Source organism: Xenorhabdus sp. KJ12.1, from assembly GCF_963876495.1.
In the GTDB taxonomy this organism is placed as follows: Bacteria; Pseudomonadota; Gammaproteobacteria; order Enterobacterales; family Enterobacteriaceae; genus Xenorhabdus; species Xenorhabdus stockiae.
Genome location: NZ_CAWNQH010000063.1, coordinates 1 through 23653, shown reverse-complemented (window position 1 = coordinate 23653; position 23653 = coordinate 1). Strand labels below are relative to the sequence as shown.

The 23653-nt window shown below is 48.0% G+C and carries 2 protein-coding genes and 1 pseudogene; 2 read left to right on the top strand and 1 reads right to left on the bottom strand.

Translation table 11 applies throughout. The features are described from left to right. The first annotated feature begins 374 nt into the window (after positions 1-374). Both AACS92_RS08610 and AACS92_RS08605 read left to right on the top strand, forming a co-directional pair. A complete protein-coding gene (locus tag AACS92_RS08610; protein ID WP_241537975.1) occupies positions 375-22748 on the top strand; it encodes a non-ribosomal peptide synthase/polyketide synthase in 22374 nt (7457 codons plus the stop codon). Between the two features lie 175 nt (positions 22749-22923). Then, a pseudogene (locus AACS92_RS08605) lies at positions 22924-23385 on the top strand (transposase); the annotation flags it as partial. Positions 23386-23389: 4 nt separating this feature from the next. Here the strand turns inward: AACS92_RS08605 and AACS92_RS08600 are convergent. Beyond that, positions 23390-23653, bottom strand: a 264-nt coding sequence (locus AACS92_RS08600; RefSeq protein WP_241537968.1) for a transposase, incomplete at its 5' end; no start/stop codon positions are given.

Below are 23653 nucleotides of genomic sequence, written 5' to 3'. Positions count from 1 at the left end.
ATAACTTGATGTAAATCAATTTAATCATTATTGACGAAACGAAAAGTACCAGCCCATTCCAATATATCCAGCATGAAAATAGTTATAGCGAATAAAAAATAATATATCCCGCAACCAAAATGACCAGAAAAACTTCATAATCATGAGTTATGATCATGCAGTAATAAATAAAAACAGAATCATTCACTGATAAACATTAACTATTTTTCATGAGGAAGGATGTTGAAAGATTGCGAGATTATCTGTAATGATACCATGATGAATTATACCCACTAAGTCGTAAATGACAGTTTGAAATATTACGGAATCAATTACAAATAACTTGTAAACGGAATACATTCGTATAATTTATTATGAGAGCATTTAAGGGTTCTTTGAATTCGGGTTTTTATCCTCTTCACCCTTCTCAGGAGGATGTATTTTACGAGCAGGCACTTTATGAAAATAGTCCGATACACAGCCTTAGTTGGTATACGTCATTAGAAGAAAATATTGATATAGCGATTTTACAAAAAGCATGGGATCTACTGCACCAGCATATTGATACATTACGCTTGCGGATAGCAATAGATTCAGATAATGAGGCTATACAATATATTCCGGATCAGAGTAAACCCGAATTAATCAGGTACCATGATGCCACAATGCAGCCTGAACCCGAAACGCATGCTCTTACCTGGATGCGGCAACAAACCTATATCCCCGTCAATTACTTAAAGACAACACCCTATCAGGTGACATTAATCCGGCTGAATAATGAAAAATGTTATTTATTCACGCTATTCCATCACATTATGATAGATAGCGTTGGATTATATCGGCTTCATGAGTATATCTATCAGTTATACGGCTGCCTTAAACAAGGTATATCGACAGCATGGCTATCAGATATTCCGCAATATTTAACATCGATAGAGAACGCAAGGGATTATTTAAATAGTATTCATTATAAGAATGATAAAAATTATTGGATTGACTTTTTAAGAAAAAAAGAAATACATCACTTACCCCCTCACTATAAAAATAATGAAACCGGTTATCACTTCCTGATACTGCCCTTTTCAGCTAAAGAAAGTTTACTGGCTTTTTGTCGTCAACATAAAACGAATTTGCTGGCTGTCTTTTCCAGCCTTGTCACCATCATGATGGCTGAACTTACAGGGCAAAAAGAGCTGATTTTTAATACCATTACACATGGCAGAAGAACAGAAACAGAGAAATATGTCGTTGGTATGCAGGCCAATACGTATCCCGTACATTGCCATATTTCGCCAACATCCAGTGTCATTGAACAAATCAGAGAGATGGAAACGGCTCTGAAAAACAGTTACAGACACAGCCAGTTCCCTCAATCACACCTTGCCCGGCTAGCAAGTCAACAGGGTTTTTCTTTACCCGGTATTTTTATTGCCTACGACCGTTATTCAGCATCAGCCACTGAAATTAACCAGAATCAGCATTGCCATATTGATGGAATATTTAATATTTATCCCATCGCATTCCGCCTGAAAGATCACGGTTATAATCAGGAATTAAAAATAACGGTAGATTATTTGCAGGCCTATTTTAATGATGCCGATATTCAAAATGCGCTTGAGCGACTGAAAAATTTATTAGCTGCTATCATTGAGACGCCTTCTGTTCCAGTCAATGAGTTACCTATTTTATTAGAGCAGGAACGTCAAACATTATTATATCTCCAAAAACAAGCTGATATCGCGTATCCACAGGATAAAACCCTACAACAACATTTCGAAGCTCAGGCAGCCATCAGGCCGGATAATGTGGCGGTCATGTTTGAGGATGAAACGCTGACCTATCGCCAGTTAAATGAACGAGCGAATCAACTCGCAGTTGTTATTCGTGAACGTTATCAGCAGCAGCATAATCAACCGATGCCGGCTGAGACACTGGTTGCAATCTATCTGGAACGCAGCACAGAAATAGTGATCAGTATTCTGGCAGTATTGAAAGCAGGCGGCGCTTATGTGCCTGTCTCACCGGATTATCCATCGGAACGGGTTCGGTTTATTCTGGAAGATACCAGCTCTTTCTGTGTGATCACTCAGCAAAAATACCTGTCAGTGTTGAGCGAATGTGCACCGGCACAAACTGTTCTGATTGCCGTAGATGACCGCAGCGTGACCGAAAATTGCTCCACGGAAAATCTGCTATGCGCTGGGCAGGCCACTAATCTGGCTTATGTTATCTATACCTCCGGCACCACCGGGCAGCCAAAAGGCGTGTTACAGACACATGGAAATGTCGCCCGTTTATTTGCCAGTACACAGGCAGACTATCAGTTTAATCAGGATGATATCTGGGTGCTGTACCATTCCTACACCTTTGATTTCAGCGTCTGGGAATTATGGGGAGCACTACGCTATGGCGGGTGTATCATTATTCCGACAGCAGAGTGCACCAAGGATTTTGAACAATTCAGCCGTCTCTGTTCTGCACGGAATGTCACGGTACTGAATCAGACTCCGGGGGCGTTTTATGCCTTTATTGAGGCTTCATTAAAAGCCAACGTTGAATTTCCTCATCTTCGCTATGTCATCTTTGGTGGTGATAAACTGAATCCGGTACAACTGAAACCCTGGTGGGATCATTATGGCGATCAGGCTCCTGCCCTCATCAATATGTATGGGATCACCGAAACCACTGTCCATGTAACCTATAAAAAATTAACTCAGAGTGATGCAACCGCAGTCTCCTGCATCGGGCGACCACTGCGTGATATGTCTGCCTATATCCTGAATCATTCAGGGCAGCTTGCCCCTATTGGCGCGCCCGGTGAGCTATATATCGGCGGTGCCGGACTGGCGCGGGGCTATTTAAACCGGCCGGAATTAACGGCTGAACGTTTTGTGGAAAACCCATTTGCCACGGATAAGGACAAAGAATACGGTTACACCCGCTTGTATAAAACCGGCGACTTAGCCCTCTGGCTACCAAACGGGGAACTGGAATATCTGGGGCGTAATGATTTTCAGGTCACAATCCGCGGTTATCGCATTGAACTGGGGGAAATTGAAAGTGCGCTCGCTTCGCATCCACAGGTAAAACAGGCGGTAGTGATTGATCGCGAATATGAAGGCAATAAGGTTCTGGTCGCTTATCTGGTTAGCCCTGAAAAATCTTCAGATGAGGCGTTAATCAGCCACTTATCTGCCCTCTTGCCTGACTATATGCTGCCTGCCAGCTTTACATACACTGAATCCATCCCACTGACCCAGAACGGTAAAGTCGATCGACGGGCATTACCAGAACCCGCTTTCGGCAATAAAGCCGGTTCTGTTTCCCCGCGTAATGAACTGGAATCCCGGCTTTGTGATCTTTGGCAGACTATTCTGGGCGTGAAACAGGTAGGAATTGAAGATAATTTCTTCCGTCTTGGCGGGAATTCTTTGACAGCCATTAAGCTGATCAGCGCCATTCGCCAGCAATTAGCGCTGGAAGTTTCATTAAGTCAGATTTTTGAGTTTAAAACCATTGCCGGGCTTTCAGCACAGATGCAGAAAGCGACCGGTATGGTTATTGCTCATATTGAGCAGGAACGTTATCCGCTGTCATTCGCTCAGGAACGAATGCTGTTTATCGAACGTTTTGAGCAGGGAACTTATGTCTATCATGTTCCTTATCTCGTACAACTGGATGACAATACGGACCTGTCATTATTAGAAATTTCGATTAATCAAGTGGTTGATCGTCACCCGATCATGAAGACGGTGTACCGTACCGATGCTCACGGGCATGAATATCAACAAGTACTGGCAGAAAACCTCAAACTCAGATCACAATCCTGTCAGGATATGCATACTCTTTTACAATCAGTACGCGGCGAAATCGCCACCCCGTTTGATCTGGTCACTGAGCCAAGTCTACGTTTGTGCCACTATCAAGTGGCTGAAAGCCATTACTTATTGTTCCTTTGGCATCATATTGCCACTGATGGCTGGTCTACCGATATTTTTACCACCGAACTGGCAGAAAATTATCACGCACTTCTGCAAGGGCGGGAAAGCCAATTACCGGCGCTGGAGATCGGCTATGGTGACTATGCACGATGGCAACGGGAATATTTACAGGGCGAAGTACATGCACAACAACTGGCTTACTGGCAACATACGCTAGCAGGCTTTGAAACACTGGATTTACCAACAGACTACCCCAGACCGGCACAAGTCAGTTATCAGGGCCGGGATTGTACATTTACGCTGAACCCCGTCCTTTCCGAACAGTTACGGGCGCTGGCCAAAACGGAAGGAACGACTCTGTACACCGTTCTGCTCAGTGCCTTTTATGTCATGCTGGCGAAGCTATCCGGGCAGAATGATATCGTGCTGGGAACCCCGACAGATAATCGCCATCATACCCAGACTCAGCCTCTGATGGGCATGTTCATCAACTTACTGCCATTGCGGGCACAGTTAGAACAGACCGACAGTGTAAAAACACTGATAGGGCAAATTCATAAAGTCATTGCCGGTGCCAAAAATCATCAGGACATGCCATTTGAACAACTGCTTGACGCACTGGTGATGGTACGGGATACCGCCCGCCACCCGATTTTTCAGGTTATGTTTGGCTTACAGAGTTTTGGGGAAAGCCTGACAGACAACCCTGCACTGCCGTTCAGTCCGGTTGATCTGGATGAGTCTTTATACAGCCCGGCTAAATTTGATTTGAGCCTGTTCTTATCGGATGGACAGGCCTGTCTTACCGGTTGCCTCAATTATGCCGTCAGTCTGTTTAGTGAAAACACTGCCGGACGATTGGCTGACTATTATCAACGTGTGCTGGCGGCTTTTGTCGAAGACCACCAGCAAACGCTGGCTAACATTAACATCCTGTCAGAGCAGGAATGTCAGACTCTGTTGCATCACTGGAATCAGACCGATGCGCCATATCCACAGGATCAAACACTGCAACAACTGTTTGAAACTCAGGTGGAAAAAACACCGGATAATGCAGCGCTGGTATTTGAAGGCCAAACTCTGACTTATCGTCAGCTGAATGAACGGGCGAACCAACTGGCCTGTGTTATTCGGGCATGTTACCGACAGCAGCATAATGAAGAGTTACAGGCAGATATGCCGGTAGCACTCTATTTCGATCGCAGCCCGGAAATGGTCATCAGCATGCTGGCGGTACTGAAGGCAGGTGGTGCTTATGTTCCCATTTCACCCGCCTATCCTGCCGAACGGGTCCAGTTTATTCTGGCTGATACCGCGGCATTCTGCATACTGACTCAGCAACATTATCTGACAACACTGGCAACATATTGTCAGGCACTGCCTGAACAACCGACACTGATTGCATCAGATGACCAGACCATCACCGCAGATCAGCCTGTAGAAAATCCGGCACGGATCAATACCTCCACCGATTTGGCTTATATCATCTATACCTCCGGCACAACCGGGCAGCCCAAAGGGGTCATGATTGAGCACAACAATGTGGCTCATATGGCGGCTGCGCAAACAAACATTCTGGATACCTCGAACATAAAGAAAGCCTTAATGTTTGCTGCCTACGTGTTTGATGGTTCAGTTTTTGAATTATTCCCCTGCCTATTCAGAGGGATCACGCTTTACCTTTGCAGTGAAACAGAACGGAATGTCATTTCAGTTGCCCAACTCATTCAACGTGAAGGTATCGAAGCGGCAGCTTTACCCCCCGCTATGCTGAAATTACTGACTGATGCTGAATTGCCTTCTTTGCGGGTATTGGTGACAGCGGGAGAAGCACCGTCCTCCGATTTCATTAAACACTTCAGCCAAACCAGCCGTGTACTGAATTCTTACGGCCCGACAGAAGTCACGGTGTGTGCGACTGAAAAGCAGTTTCAGCATGGGGATATCCCGGCTAATATCGGCAAAGCCATTAATAACGTCCGCCTTTACGTCCTTGACGAACAAGGTCATTTATCTCCTGTCGGCACACCGGGCGAGCTGTATATAGGCGGAGCCGGGCTGGCGCGGGGGTATTTAAACCAGCCTGAACTGACCGCTGAACGTTTTGTGCCTAATCACTTTGCCACCGCAGAAGACCGAACCAAAGGATATACCCGCCTGTACCGAACCGGAGATTTAGTCCGCTGGCTACCAAATGGTGAACTGGAATATCTGGGACGCGATGATTTTCAGGTCAAAATCCGTGGCTATCGTATTGAACTGGGGGAAATTGAACGGGCACTGACTTTGCACCCACAGGTAAAACAAGCGGTAGTCATTGATCGTGAACATGACGACAACAAAACGCTGGTTGCTTATCTGGTTATCGATGGCGAACTTACCTATGAGGTATTAATCCGTCATTTATCCGCCCGATTACCTGAATATATGCTGCCAGCCTGCTTTAACCGTATTGATGCAATCCCTTTAACAGTGAATGGCAAAGTGGATCGCCGGGCATTACCGGAACCGGTTTTCGGCAATAAAATGGGATACGTCGCCCCCCGTAATGCACTGGAAACCCAGCTATGTACCATTTGGCAGGATGTTCTGGGATTGGAACAGGTGGGCATTGAAGATAATTTCTTCCATATCGGGGGGAACTCCCTGACCGCCATTAAGCTGACTGCGGCTATTCATCGTATTCTGGCAACTGAAATCTCACTCAACCAGCTGTTTGAGCTGAAAACCATTGCAGAGCTGGCAACGCAAATGAGGGAGAAGAGTTATACCGTTATCCCTCATCTGGCACAGGCGCACTATCCTTTATCCTTTGCGCAGGAGCGCATGTTATTTATCGAACAATTTGAACAGGGCAGCAATGCTTATCATGCGCCTTATCTGGTTCAATTGGATAACGACATTAGCCTCCCTTTATTGGAGGCTGCCATCAATCGGCTGGCTGAACGTCATTCCGTGATAAAAACAGTCTACCGTCCTAATGATGAAGGCCAGATTTACCAACAGGTGCTGGACAGGGATCTGAAGATAACCTCCCAATCCTGCGAAAATATGGACGAACTACTGAATGCTGCACGCACTGAGATAGCACGCCCATTCAACCTGACTACAGAACTCAGCTTGCGTTTATGTCACTATCAAGTAGCTGACAGCCACTATTTACTGCTGTTATGGCACCATATCGCTATTGATGGCTGGTCTATCGCTATTTTTATGGCGGAACTGGCAGAAATTTATCAGTCCTTACGGGATAACCGTACCTGCCAGCTCACACCTCTGGAAATCACTTACGGTGATTATGCTGTCTGGCAGCGTGACTACTTACAGGGTGACAGATATGAGCATCAACTGAATTACTGGCAACAAACGCTGGCAGGTTATGAACCGCTGGCTTTGCCTGCTGACAATCCCAGACCTGCTCAAGTCAGTTATCAGGGACGGGACTTCAATTTTGTACTGGACACCCGGCTTTCGGAACAGTTGCGGACACTGGCAAAAAAACAGGAAACCACCCTCTATACCGTGTTGCTCAGTGCCTTTTACGTCACGCTGGCGAAACTCTCCGGACAGGACGATATCGTTCTGGGGACACCGACGGATAACCGCCACCATGCCCAGACGCAGTCTCTGATTGGGATGTTCGTTAACTCGCTGGTTTTAAGGGCACAACTTGAACAAACCACCAGCGTAGAAAACCTGATTCAGCAGATCCATCAGTTAGTTGCCGAAGCTAAAGCACATCAGGATATACCGTTTGAACAGTTGCTTGAAATACTCGGCATTGAACGCGATACCTCGCGCCATCCGATTTTTCAGGTGATGTTCGGCTTACAAAATCCCGAAGAAAGTCTGCCACAGGGAACGCCTCTGCCATTCAGTCCGGTAATACTGGAAGAGCCTCTGTACAGCCCCGCTAAATTTGACCTGCATCTGTATTTATCCGATGGACAAAGCGGGATTTACGGCTGTCTGAATTATGCGGTCAGTCTGTTTAATGAAACGACCATTATGCGGCTGGCAGATATTTATCAACGGGTACTGGTGGCTTTTGTGGCAGACCAGAAACAGCCGCTATTCAGGCTGGATATCCTGTCGGGGCAGGAGCGCCATACTCTGCTGCATCGCTGGAATCAGGCTGAGATGGACTATCCGCAGGATAAAACCCTGTCGCAGCTGTTTGAGGCTCAGGCAGACAAAACCCCAAATAATGTGGCACTGATATTTGAGGACGAAACGCTGACCTATCGCCAGTTAAACGAACGGGCAAATCAACTTGCAGTTGTGATCCGTGAGTGTTATCAGCAACAGCATCATCAACCGATGCCGGCTGATACGCTGATTGCGCTCTATCTGGCTCGCAGCCCAGAAATGGTGATCAGTATTCTGGCAGTCCTGAAAGCGGGAGGCGCTTATGTGCCCGTTTCACCGGAATATCCGCCTGAACAAGTCCGGTTTATTCTGGAAGATACCCAGACTCCGTGTGTAGTGACTCAGCAACGGCATTTAGAAGCACTGAAAGCATGTACACAAACAGAGATGGAACAGCCCGTTCTGATTGCGGCTGATGATCCGGCTGTGACACAAAACCCGTCAACGGAGAATCTGGCATTCACGCATCAGGCAACCGATCTGGCCTATGTTATTTATACCTCCGGCACCACCGGGCAACCAAAAGGCGTGTTGCAGACGCATGAAAATGTCGCCCGCTTATTTGCCAGCACACAGGCAGATTACCAATTTGACCAGAATGATATCTGGGTGCTGTATCATGCTTACACTTTTGATTTCAGTGTCTGGGAATTATGGGGGGCATTGCTCTATGGCGGACGCCTGATTATCCCGACTATTGAGTGCACCAAAGATTTTAACCGGTTCAGCCGCCTTTGTTCAGATCAGAACGTCACCGTTCTGAACCAGACACCGGGCGCATTTTATGCCTTTATTGACGCGGCATTAAATATAAAAGCAGAATTCCCTCGCCTTCGTTATGTGATCTTCGGTGGCGATAAACTAAATCCGGCACAACTGAAACCCTGGTGGGATCATTACGGCGATCAAACTCCTGCCCTCATCAATATGTACGGGATCACCGAAACCACTGTTCATGTGACCTATAAAAAATTAACCCAAAATGATGCCACAACAGTCTCCTGCATCGGGCGGCCACTTCGTGATATGTCTGCCTATATTCTGAATCAATACGGACAGCTGGCCCCGATTGGTACACCGGGCGAACTGTATATCGGTGGCGCAGGACTGGCACGGGGCTATTTAAACCGACCAGAACTCACCGCTGAACGTTTTGTGCAGACTCCTTTTGCCTCGGAGAAAGACAAAGAACGCGGTTACAACCGCCTGTATAAAACCGGCGACTTAGCCCGCTGGCTGCCAAATGGGGAGCTGGAATATCTGGGACGTAACGATTTTCAGGTTAAGATCCGGGGTTATCGTATTGAGCTGGGTGAAATCGAAAGCGCTCTTGCTTCACATCCACAGATAAAACAGGCAGTCGTGGTTGATCGCGAATATGACGGCAACAAAACGCTGGTCGCTTATCTGGTCATCAATGGTGAACTTGCAGATGATGCATTAACCCGTTATTTATCCTCCCGTCTGCCTGACTATATGCTGCCTGCCAGCTTTACCTCCATTGAGGCAATTCCTCTGACCAAAAACGGTAAAGTCGATCGTCGGGCATTACCGGAGCCGGTTTTCGGCAATAAAACCGGTTATGTTGCTCCCCGCAATGCGCTGGAAGCTCAACTGTGTTCCATTTGGCAGGATGTTCTGGGGCTGAAACAGGTGGGGATTGAAGATAATTTCTTCCGTATCGGCGGGAACTCCCTGACCGCTATTAAACTGACCGCCGCGATCCGCCGCATACTGACAACTGAAATCTCGCTGGCACAACTCTTTGAGCTGAAAACCATCGCAGGTCTGGTCACGCAGATGGAGAAGCAGACTTATACGGTTATTCCGCATCTGACCCTGAATCGTTATCCCTTATCCTTTGCTCAGGAGCGGATGCTGTTTATCGAGCAGTTTGAACAAGGATCCGATACCTACCATATTCCTTATCTGGTTCAGCTGGATGATGAAACCTGTCTGCCTGTATTAGAAACCGCCATTAATCGGCTGGCTGAGCGCCATTCAGTAATAAAAATGGTGTACCAACCTGATAATAACGGCCAGATTTATCAGCAGGAAATGGATTGCAATCTGGTTATTCAATCCCGGTCCTGTGAGACGATGGAAACGCTGCTGAGTACCGTGCAGGCTGAAATAGCCACACCATTTGATCTGTCTGATGAACCTAGCCTGCGCTTGCGTCACTATCAGGTCACTGGCAGACACTATTTATTGCTGTTGTGGCACCATATCGCCTTTGATGGCTGGTCTGCCGATATTTTCATCAATGAACTGGCGGAGATTTACCCTGCCCTACGGGATGGCCGTGACTACCAGCTTACACCTCTGGAGATCAACTACGGAGATTATGCCGTCTGGCAACGCCATTATTTACAGGGTGCAAACTATGAACAACAGCTTGCTTACTGGCAACAAACGCTGGCGGGTTATGCTTCACTGAATTTACCCACTGATTACCCCAGACCTGCGCAGGTAAATTATCAGGGGCAGGATTTCAGTTTTGAACTGGATATCCCCCTCTCAGAACAGTTGCGGACACTGGCAAAATCACAGGAAACCACTCTTTATACCGTGTTGCTGAGTGCCTTTTACGTCACGCTGGCGAAACTCTCCGGACAGGACGATATTGTTCTGGGAACGCCAACGGATAACCGCCACCATGCCCAGACTCAACCTCTGATTGGCATGTTCGTGAACTCGCTGGTTTTAAGGGCACAACTTGAACAAACCACCAGCGTGGAAACGCTGATTAAGCAGACGCATCAACTAGTGAGCGAAGCCAAAGCGCATCAGGATATGCCGTTTGAACAACTTATTGATGCCCTGAACCTTGAGCGTGATACTTCACGTCACCCGATTTTTCAGGTGATGTTCAGTGCTCAGAGTGAACCTCAGTCAAGCGAAATCCATCTGCCATTTTGTTCGGTAACTCTGGATAAACCGCTATACAGCCCTGCCAAGTTTGACCTGAGCCTGTTTTTATCCGACGGGAAAACCGGCATTACGGGTTGCCTTAATTACGCGATCAGCCTGTTTAACGAAAATACGATCACGCGGCTGGCAGCCAGTTATCAGCGGGTACTAAGCGCTTTTGTGGCAGATCAGCAACAAGCCTTATCCAGCATTGATATTTTATCTGCGCAGGAGAGATATACCCTGCTACACGGCTGGAACCAGACGGCTGCCCCATACCCGCAGGATAAAACCCTGCCACAACTGTTTGAAGCTCAGGCCCACCAACATCCCGAAGCCATCGCCGTTATCTTTGAAGACCAAAGCATCAGCTACAGCGAACTCAACCGACGAGCCAATCAACTGGCTCATCATCTGATTGCACTGGGGGTACGCCCTGATGACCGTGTCGCTATTTGCCTTGAACGCAGTTCGGAGATGATTGTGGGATTACTCGCTATTCTCAAGGCAGGCGGGGCATATGTGCCGCTCGATCCAACCTACCCGACGGAACGGCTCAGCTTTATGCTGGCGGATTCGGCACCGGTCGCCCTGCTGACTCAAACCACACAGGCGGATAAATTATCCGGCTCCGTCACCACGGTATTGCTCGATGAGCAGGCTCAATTCCTTGCTACTCTGCCGGATACAAATCCTGATACGCAGGCCTTAGGACTGACATCACGCCATCTGGCTTATGTCATTTACACATCCGGCTCTACCGGGCAGCCAAAAGGCGTAATGGTGGAGCATCGCAATGTTTTACGCCTGATTATTAATAATGGCTTTGCTGACATAAACTCTGCTGACTGCGTTGCTCATTGCGCTAACCCATCATTTGATGCCGCTACATGGGAAATCTGGTCTGCCCTACTTCACGGCAGCCGCTTGTATATTGTGTCTTCATCGGTCTTGCTCGACCCTCTTCGTTTCCGCGATATCCTGATTAAAGGTAAAGTGACCGCGTTATGGCTCACCGTAGGCTTGTTTAACGAGTACCTTGATCCTCTACTTCCGGTCTTCGGACAACTACGCTATTTACTTGTCGGGGGCGATGTTCTAAATCCGCAGAAAATAAAACAGGTACAGTTGGCAGAAACCTCACCTGCTCACCTGATTAACGGCTATGGCCCAACAGAAACAACCACCTTTGCCGCCACTTATACAATGACGGAAACGGTTGATGTAACTCAATCTATCCCTATCGGTCGTCCGATTGCCAATACCCGGATTTATTTACTCAACTCAGATGAACAACCCGTGCCCATTGGGGCAATCGGAGAACTTTACATTGGCGGAGATGGCGTGGCTCGGGGTTACCTGAACCAGCCTGCACTGACAGCAGAGCGGTTCCTGACCGATCCGTTCTCTCCGGAACCGAACGCCCGTATGTACAAAACCGGCGATCTCGCCCGCTGGTTACCGGACGGCAATATTGAATACCTTAGCCGCAACGATTTTCAGGTGAAGCTACGCGGGTTCCGTATTGAACTGGGCGAAATCGAAAACGCCCTGACCGCCCACCCACAGGTAAAACAAGCCGTCGTCATTGATCGGGAACATCACAATCATAAGGTGCTGGTCGCGTATCTGGTGACAGAAGGTACACTGTCCAATGACAGCCTGATGGAATATCTCTCTTCCCGCTTGCCGGAATATATGCTGCCTGCCAGCTTTAGCATTATTGAATCTATTCCGCTGACGCTGAACGGCAAAGTGGATCGCCGTGCCCTGCCAGAGCCAATCTGGAGCGTTCAGGAGCACTATATTGCGCCTCGTAACGCACTGGAAACTCAGCTGTGTCATATCTGGCAGGATGTATTAGGGCTGGAGCAGATTAGCGTTGACGATAATTTCTTCCGTATTGGCGGCGATTCGATTGTCAGCATCCAGCTGGTTTCCAGATTGCGTCAGGCCGGTTTTACCCTTCAAGTGAAAGCCATTTTTGAAGCACCCACGGTGGCACAATTAGCCCGATTACTGGCACAAACTGTTTCTACTGAGAAAGTCATTGCCGAACAAGGATGGCTAACCGGAGAATTTGATCTGTTGCCTGTTCAGCAGACTTTCTTTGACTGGAATTTCGCCAATGCCCACCACTGGAATCAGGCCTTTATGGTTCAGATACCCGGTCATATTAAATCTGCGCAGATTGAACAAGCACTGACAGTGCTGGCTGAACGGCACGATATGCTACGTACCCGTTTTATTAAGACCGAAAACGGCTACCGCCAGTGCTATTCCGCAGAAATACCGAGCTCACCTTCTCTTTTACAACATGTTGATATCCGTGAGTTCAATCAGGAAGAACTGCATCAACAGCTCACCCAATGGCAAAGCGGGTTCGATTACCACAACGGGCCATTATGGCAGGCGGCTCATCTGATCGGCTACGCAGATGGCAGTGCCCGATTATTTTTTGCCTTCCACCATCTGATTATTGATGCCGTATCGTGGAGGATTATTGCCGAAGATATGCGTTTACTCTTGCAGGGTATGGCGTTGCGCCCGAAAACCAGCAGTTATCGCCAATGGGTAGCCGCAGTACATCACTACGCCGAACAACATCAGAATGAGATTACCTACTGGCAACAGGTGATGGCAGGCCATGTTGCTAAACCAGCGCAGGATAACGTCACCCGTCACCCGCTAAGTCTTTCTGTGGAGACGACAAACATTCTGCTGCATGAAGCCAATACGGGTTATTACACTGAAATTAACGATTTACTTCTGAGTGCGCTGGCGCTGGCTTTACAGGACGTCTTTGCGCACCCCGTCAATCACATTACGCTGGAAGGACACGGTCGGGAACATATCGATAACACACTGGATGTTTCTGAAACCGTTGGCTGGTTTACTACTCTGTATCCGGTTCGGTTACAAATACAGTCTGATATTGCCGAAACCATTATTCAGACCAAAGAGATGCTGCGTGATATTCCGAACAAAGGTATCGGTTATAGCACACTACATCAGGCAGGATATCTGACCGGTGATTTACCGGCTATCAGTTTCAACTACCTCGGTCAGCTCGGAGGAGCCAGCCATCAGGATTGGAGCATCACCAGTGATGATTGCGGGAATGCGATAGCCAGCGAAAATAGCAGCCATTTATTACTGGGCATCAATGGTGCAATTCAGGCCGGGAGACTGCAATTCAGTGTGGATTCCCGTCTGCCGCCAAACCAGACAACAATGTTTATCACCGCATTTGAGCAAATGCTCAACCGCGTTATCGCCATTGCGCAGGCGCAGGCGCAATCAGGAGGGATAAAAACGCCCAGTGATTATGGTATTGAAGGGCTTTCAGTCCGGTCATTAAACCAGCTTCAACAGCAGTATCAAATTGAAGCCCTGTATCCCGCCACCAGCCTGCAACAAGGTTTTGTCTACCATTATCTGGCTCAGCCGCAGGATGATGCCTATCGCGTACAATGGTTGCTGGATTATCACACCGATGTTGACATTGCCGCCTACCAACAGGCGTGGGCACTGGCTTCGCTCCGTTTCCCTACTCTCAGAACCGCCTTTGACTGGGAAGGGAAAATATTACAGGTGATTACAACCGAGGCCAGTATTGGTTCGGCCAACTTCAGAAGAGAAGATCTCACCCAATTATCAGAAGCAGACCGCAACCGGGTGATTGACGAAATTCAGCAAACTGACCGTACCCTGCCGTTTGATTTAAGTCAGCCCGGTTTGGTTCGTTTTACGATGATTCAACAACGTGAACAACTGACTACAGTGCTTGTCACGCTACACCACAGCATTATCGACGGCTGGAGTACGCCGATTTTATTACAGGCTGTACATGGGTATTACAACGCCATCATTCAGGGTGAACTCCCTGAAATCACGGCAGATCAAGCCTATCCGGCTACACAGCAATATTATCTGGATCATAAAGCAGAATCAGACCGTTACTGGGCAGAGCGTAAACCTCAGTTTCAGGGAGCCAATGATTTTTCAGCTTTACTGAGCCATTCCATTGATTTAACACAGGTAAAAACCGTTGAAAAACCCGCTGCACAGTTACTGACTCTAAAGGACAGTGCCTATCAACAGCTTAAAGAGATCTGCCGGACGCAGGGCGTAACCCTGAATGTCGCTCTGCAATTTGCCTGGCATAAACTCCTGCATAGCTACACGAGTGATGAACAGACCATTGTCGGTACAACCGTATCCGGCCGAGATGTGCCCGTGGAGGGTATTGCGGACAGTGTTGGTTTGTATATCAATACATTACCGCTGATGGTGCAGTGGGATCACACCGACAGTGTGGTAACGGTTTTACAGGCCATTCAGCGGGATATCGCGGCTCTCAACAGCCACAGTGATATTGCCCTGTCCAGCCTGCAATCTGACAGTGAACGGTTATTCCACAGCCTGCTGGTCTTTGAAAACTACCCTGTTCCGGCGGTAAGCGAATATATGGCCGGTATCGAGCATACCCTGACATTCCGTAAAGCAGTCGAAAAAGTCGATTATCCGGTGCTGATAATGGCCTATGAACACGATAACAAGTTAGTTATCAAATTCAGTTACGGGGAAGACTGGCTGACAGAAGGACAAGCACAGAATTTACTCTGTCAGCTTGAACGTATCCTGTACGCAGTCGCCAGTAACCCACATCAGCCACATACGTCAGTCTCTTTCCTCAGCGAAGAAGAGCGTCATACTCTTCTGTACCGCTGGAATCAGACAGCGGCCCCTTATCCACAGGATAAAACCCTGCCACAGCTGTTTAAAGCTCAGGCTGACCAACATCCCGATGCCATCGCCATTATCTTTGAAGACCAAAGCATCAGTTATGGTGAACTCAACCGGCGAGCCAACCAGCTGGCTCATCATCTGATTGCACTGGGTGTACGTCCTGATGATCGGGTGGCTGTTTGTCTTGAACGCAGCCCGGAGATGGTGGTGGGGTTACTCGCCATTCTCAAAGCTGGCGGGGCTTATGTACCGCTCGATCCATCCTACCCGACTGAACGACTCAGTTTTATGCTGGAAGATTCAGCGCCGGTCGCCCTGCTGACTCAAACCACACAGGTGGATAAATTATCCGTCTCCGTCACCACGGTATTGCTTGATGCTCAGGCGGCAGAGCTTGCCACTTTGCCGGGCACGGATCCTGATACACAGGCATTAGGGCTGACATCGCGCCATCTGGCTTATGTCACCTATACCTCCGGCTCGACAGGTTTACCAAAAGGCGTCATGGTGGAGCACCGCAATGTTCTGCGCCTGATTATCAATAATGGCTTTGCCGATATCGGGCCGGATGACTGCATTGCGCATTGTGCCAATATTTCATTTGATGCTGCGACATGGGAAGTCTGGTCAGGGTTAATGAATGGTGCCCGTATCCTGCTGGTACCGGAGAAAACCCTGCTACAGCCAGCCGAATTTGGTCAGTGCCTGTCAGCCGCCGGTGTCAGTGCGCTGTTTCTGACTACGGCGCTGTTTAACCAGTATGCCGACCTGATCGCCCCTGCATTATCAGGACTGCGTTATATCCTGTTCGGCGGTGAAAAGAGCGATAATCGGGCCGCCATGCGCCTCCGGGCGGAATATTCTCCTCAACATTTACTGCATGTCTACGGGCCAACAGAAACCACCACGTTTGCCACAGCCTACGATATGCCACGGATGGAAAACGGAAAACTACCCATCGGGCAGCCTATCAATAATACGCGCATCTACATTCTGGATAATCAAGGCCAACCCGTTCCCGCAGGTGTGCCCGGCGAAATCCATATTGGCGGAGGCGGTGTCGCACGAGGCTACCTGAACCGGCCTGAACTGACAGCAGAGCGTTTCCTGACCGATCCGTTCTCTCCGGAACCGAATGCCCGCATGTACAAAACCGGCGATCTCGCCCGCTGGTTACCGGACGGTAATATTGAATACCTTAGCCGCAATGATTTTCAGGTGAAGTTGCGCGGGTTCCGTATTGAACTGGGTGAAATCGAAAGTGCACTCACATCCCATCTACAAGTGAAACAAGCGGTGGTGATTGACCGTGAACATCATGGTCATAAAGCACTGGCCGCTTATCTGGTAACAGACGGACAGATCTCCGATGAAAGCCTGCTTGACTACTTATCGGCACACCTGCCGGATTATATGTTACCGGCCAGTTTTACCCGGATTGACGCTATTCCGCTGACCCTGAATGGAAAAGTTGATCGCCGCGCATTGCCTGATCCAGTTTGGGGAGATCGCGATAATTATGTCGCCCCCCGCAATGCACTGGAAACCCGGCTGTGCACTCTCTGGCAGGAAGTTTTAAGGCTGGAGCGGATAAGTATTGATGATAACTTTTTCCGCATTGGTGGTGATTCGATTATCAGTATCCAGTTGGTCTCGAAACTACGGCAGGCGGGTTTTACTCTTCAGGTTACCTCAATTATCGAGGCACCGACGGTGGCTCAGTTAGCCCAATTACTGATGCAGGAAACCTCTACCGATACAATCATCGCGGAACAGGGAATATTAAACGGGGAATTTGACCTGTTACCTGTTCAGCAAATGTTCTTCGACTGGGCACTACCAAATCCACACCACTGGAATCAGGCCTTTATGATTCAGTTACCCGGCGATATCAAATCCGCACAGATTGAACAGGCGCTGACGGCACTGACTGAGCGGCATGATATGTTACGCGCTCATTTTGTCAGAACAGAACAGGGCTATCGCCAGTGTTACCCAGCCAAAATGCCATCTTCACCGCTTCCGTTACCGCACTGTGATATTCGTGGGTTAGATAAGGAAACACTCCATCAACAACTGACGCAATGGCAAAATCACTTTAATTACGATAATGGGCCATTGTGGCAGGCTGCCCATCTGACCGGCTACACGGATGGCAGTGCGCGCTTATTCTTCGCTGCACATCACCTGATTATTGATGTCGTATCGTGGAGGATTATCGCGGAAGATATCCGACGGATATTGCAGGGTGAAACCCTGCCCGCCAAAACCAGCAGCTATCGGCAATGGGTGAAGGCCATCCATCAGTATGCTGAACAGCATCAACAGGAGGTTACCTACTGGCAACAAGCGCTGGCAGAAACTTCTACTCACACAGCTTCTGATAACTTCAGCCAACATACACTGAGTATTTCCGCTGCACTGACGGGCATTTTACTGCGGGAAGCCAATGCCGGTTATCAGACCGATATTAATGATTTATTGCTGAGCGCACTGGCTCTGGCTCTACCGGAGGTGTTCTCACAACCCGTTAACCCCATCACGCTGGAAGGCCACGGACGCGAAAATATCGACCATACACTGGATGTTTCTGAAACCATTGGCTGGTTTACTACGTTGTATCCTGTCCGTCTGGCAATACAGGAGGATATCGCTGAGACCATTATTCACACCAAAGAGATGCTGCGCGCCATCCCCAATAAGGGGATAGGTTATGGAGCATTACGTCAGGCGGGTGCTCTGACCGGGGATTTACCGGCCATCAGTTTCAACTATCTGGGCCAACTGGGAGGTGAAAGCGAACAAGACTGGGCACTGACCCGTGACGATACGGGCAACACCTCAGCAAACGAAAATCACAGTCACCTGCTGCTGAACATCAACGGACTGGTTCAGGCCGGTCAGCTACAATTCCAGATTGGTTCCCGTTTAACCGCGGATCAGACACAGACATTTATTGCCACCTTTGAACAGGCGCTACGTTCTGTCATCACCACCGCCCAGAAACAGGCGCAATCCGGTGGGATAAAAACCCCCGCAGATTATGGTATCAAAGGGCTTTCCATCAAGCTGCTGCGCCAGCTTCAACAGGTGTATCAGATTGAAGCCTTGTACCCCGCCACCAGCCTGCAACAAGGGTTTATCTATCATCATCTGGCTCAGCCGCAGGACGATGCTTATTGCGTCCAGATATTGTTGGATTACCACACTCAACTCGATTTTGCGGCCTACCAGCAAGCCTGGTCACTGGCTTCACTGCGTTTTCCTATCCTCAGAACCGCCTTTAACTGGACAGAAGAGGTATTACAAATTATTACTGAGGGAGCGAGTATCAGTACCGCCAACTTCAGCATGAAAGATATCCGCTCATTGCCGGAGGATGAACGACACAAAGCCATCAGTATAATTCAACAACGGGATCGCGCCCTGCCGTTTGATTTCAGCCTCCCAGGGTTGATTCGCTTTACCCTGATCCAACAGCATGAGCAACTGGTCACGGTGCTCACCACCCTGCACCACAGTATTATCGATGGCTGGAGTAATCCGATTTTATTGCAGACTGTACATGAGTATTACAACGCCATCATTCAGGGAGACATGCCTGAAATCAGGGTAGATCAAGCCTATCCGGCTACTCAGCAATATTATCTGGAGCATCAGGCCGAATCAGACCGCTACTGGACAGAGCGCAAAGCGCAATTTCAGGGCACCAATGATCTTTCAGCACTGTTAAGCCACCGTGTTGATTTAAGCCAGATAAAAACCATCGAACACCCCGCCGAGCGGGGGATTATTTTACAGGGCAGCGCTTATGAGCAGCTGAAAAATACCTGCCGCGCGCAGGGCGTGACGCTGAATGTGGCCCTACAATTTGCCTGGCATAAACTGCTGAACAGTTATACCGGTGATGAACAGACCATTGTCGGTACAACGGTATCCGGCCGTGATGTGCCCGTGGAAGGTATTGCGGACAGTGTCGGCCTGTATATCAATACCCTGCCGCTGATGGTGCAATGGGATCACACCGACAGTATAGCGGCGGTTTTACAGGTGATTCAGCAGGATATCGCCGCCCTGAACAGCCACAGCGCGGTATCGCTTTCCGGCCTGCAATCTGACGGAGAGCGGTTATTCCACAGTTTGCTGGTGTTTGAAAACTATCCGATTCCGGTAGCAGACGAAAATAACTCGGGTATCGAGCATACCGTGGCATTCCGCCAGTCGGTGGAAAAAGTGGACTATCCGCTGTCACTCATGGCTTATGAGCAGGATAACCGTTTAATCATCAAACTCAGTTACGGTGAAGACTGGCTGACGGAAGAACAGACTCAGCGCCTGTTGGATAAGCTTGAACGCATTCTGTCCGCTGTGATGTACGCTCCACATCAGCCTCATACTGAAATTACCTTCCTCAACGAGGAAGAACGCCATACCTTGCTGCACAGCTGGAATCAGACCAATGTACCGTATCCACAGGATAAAACCCTGCAACAGTTGTTTGAAACACAAGTAGAAACAACACCGGATAATGTAGCACTGGTGTTTGAAGGAGAAACACTGACCTATCGCCAGTTAAACGAGCAGGCCAATCAGCTAGCTTACGTGATCCGCGCATGCTATCAGCAGCAGAATCATAAGGAGATGCCGGCGAATACCCCGATAGCCCTTTATCTTGACCGCAGTCTGGAAATGGTGATCAGTATTCTGGCGGTGCTGAAAGCCGGTGGCGCTTATGTGCCTATTTCACCAGAATATCCCGCCGAACGGGTGCAGTTTATTCTGTCGGATACGGCTGCTGGTTGTGTACTGACTCAGCAACGACATCTCATCACACTGGAAGCCTACTGCCAGTCTCACAAAGCACAGCCGTTACTGATAGCAACTGATGACCCAACAGTCACGGTAACTCAGCCCGTGGAAAATCCGGCTCAGATAAATTCAGCCTCTGATTTAGCCTATATCATCTATACTTCCGGCACGACGGGGCAGCCCAAAGGCGTAATGGTAGAACATACCAGCGTCAACAACCTGAGCCAGTTTATTATCCGAACCCATTCACTGTATTCACAAACCAGAACATTGTTTTTCGCCAACTACGTTTTTGATGCCTCGGTTTTTGAGATTTTCCCAGCCCTGATCGCGGGAGCATCGTTATATCTCGCTCCTGCCGCAGTGACCGTGAACAGTGAGCAATTGCTGGCATTTATCAATGCCCACGACATAACCCGAGCATTTATCCCAACCGCTTTAATGAATCATTATTCCGCTGATTTATTCCGCTCTTCCCTGCAAATTATCCATACGGGTGGCGAAACCCTGAATGCTCTGAATTTGCCACCGGCAATCACCGTATTTAATCAGTATGGCCCGACAGAAATCACTGTTTGTGCAACCCAAAACTTATTGCAAGGAGATGACTTATCCATTGGCAGCGGTATTGACAACACGCGCCTGTATGTTCTTGATCGTCACGGCAACCCTGTACCTGTCGGCGCTCCGGGGGAGTTATATATCGGTGGTGCGGGTGTCGCCCGGGGATACTTAAACCAGCCAGAATTAACTACTGAACGCTTCGTACTAAACCCCTTTGCCAGCGAAGAAGACAAAACTAAAGGCTATACCCGCCTGTATAAAACGGGCGATCGGGTACGCTGGCAGCCGGACGGCAAACTGGAATACCTGAGTCGCAACGATTTTCAGGTTAAAATTCGCGGCTTCCGCATTGAGTTGGGTGAAATAGAAAGTATCCTGTTCTCACATCCACAGGTGAAACAAGCCGTCGTGGTGGATCATGAATATGGCGGAAATACTGTACTGGTCGCTTATCTGGTGACAGACGACAGATTGTCTGATGACAGTCTGCGCGGCTACATTTCTTCCCGTCTGCCTGAATATATGCTGCCTGCCAGCTTTACCCGTATTGAGTCCATCCCGCTGACCGTGAATGGGAAGCTGAACCGCCGCGCCCTGCCGGAACCGGTCTGGGGAAATAGTGATCACTATGTCGCCCCTCGCAATGGACTGGAAACACAGTTATGTACCATCTGGCAGGAAATACTGGGAGTGGAACAAGTCGGTATTGAGGATAATTTCTTCCGTATCGGCGGAAACTCACTGGTAGCCATTAAACTTACCTCCGCAATCCGCGATACCCTGCAAATTGATATTCCGTTAAATATTTTGTTTAGCGGTAAATCCATTTCTTCGTTATCGCAATGGCTGGAAACAGATACAGCTTATACTCAACCCGGATTACTGAATTTCTTCACACCAGAGTCAACCGCCACCAATAAGTTATTTATGATCCATCCGGCCAATGGCGGCAGTGAAGTTTATGAATCGCTGGCAAGTGCACTCTCTGATAACTATAACTGCATCGGCATTAACAACTATAATCTCAGCACGGATAATCCAACCGATTCACTGTATCAGTTGGCTAAGATTTATAGAGAATTAATGCTGACCGAAACCACTATTGATCAACCTATTTATATTCTGGGCTGGTCACTCGGCGGGCAATTAGCGATGGAAATTGCCTTTCAGTTAGAGCAACTGGGTGCAACAAAAATTCAGCTATTTTTATTGGATACTGTACTCAATAACGAGGAAATAAAAGCACTCAGAGATAAATTAGATATCTCAGCAATAAATGAAATAGTGACTGAAAACTTGCAGAAACTGGGAGCTACAAATACCTATATCAACAAGATATTGGAGATTATGCCATTTGAAAATTCCATCGCCAATTGTGAATTAAGCGGTAAATTAAACCGGACCAACATTACTTTATTTAAAGCCGGTCAGGTGAACTCATTAAATAAAGGCGAAATAGAACTACAAATAAGCCAGTTAATCACAGAGGTACCGGATAATAATATTTCTCAATGGTCAGCCAAGCCAATAGTAGTTAAGCAGCTTACTGATTATTATCACGAAAATATGATTGATGCGGTTGACCCTATCAGTACTGAAGCCGTTAATTTATTAGGAAGTAAAGAAGACGTACTGTTGTAAAATCACTGTTATTGACGAGGCTGGTATTGCCAGCCTCGTTAGATTAAACAATGATTTATTTTTTGCTTATCATTGTGTTAATTAACCTGAATTCTGGATAAGAAATTGACGAGAGGCCTGTTCCAGGAGCAAAGTTTTGGTGAAAGCCTAAAACGACTCCGGGGAGGAACAGGCCATGGACAAGTTAGTTGAAATTTTCTGCGATGTCGACGACTTTTGTCGTCTTCTCATCCCCCAGTGGGAGCCGTTTTGTCTCGATAACGGATACCGCCTGCGCCGCAGACAAGGCCGCATGTATCCCAGTGAAATCATGACAATTTTAATCCTCTTTCAGCGGTCGCATTACCGTGATTTTAAAAACTTTTATTTGGAGCATATCTGGCAATACCATCACCGCGACTTCCCCTCCTTGCTCAGTTATACCCGTTTTATCAGCGTTGCCCCGTCCGTTTTGGTACCTTTATCCAGTTATCTGACTCAATTAAAAGGAAAACCGACAGGCATTGCTTTTATCGATTCCACGAGTTTGCGCGTTTGTCATAACATCCGTATTCCTCGTCATAAGGTCTTTCAGGGCATAGCGCAACGCGGAAAAACCTCAATGGGATGGTTCTATGGGTTCAAATTACACCTGATTAACCTCAGCTTCGCTTAAAAATAGCGATCTCATTATCCCGTAGATTCAAGCTCGGTTTTTTAGGTTGGAATGTATAAGCAATAAGGCCGGCAGTAACTTCCAATAAAAAACCGAGTTGACTGCGATGCCTTGAATGCTCTATCTGAGAAATATTCTTGAGCTGATCGATGACGGTTTCTATCAAAAACCGCCGCCTTAACATCAATCTATCCCAGAGAGATAATGCCTTGGATTTCATGTTACTCCGGACATTCGTGATTAACGTGAC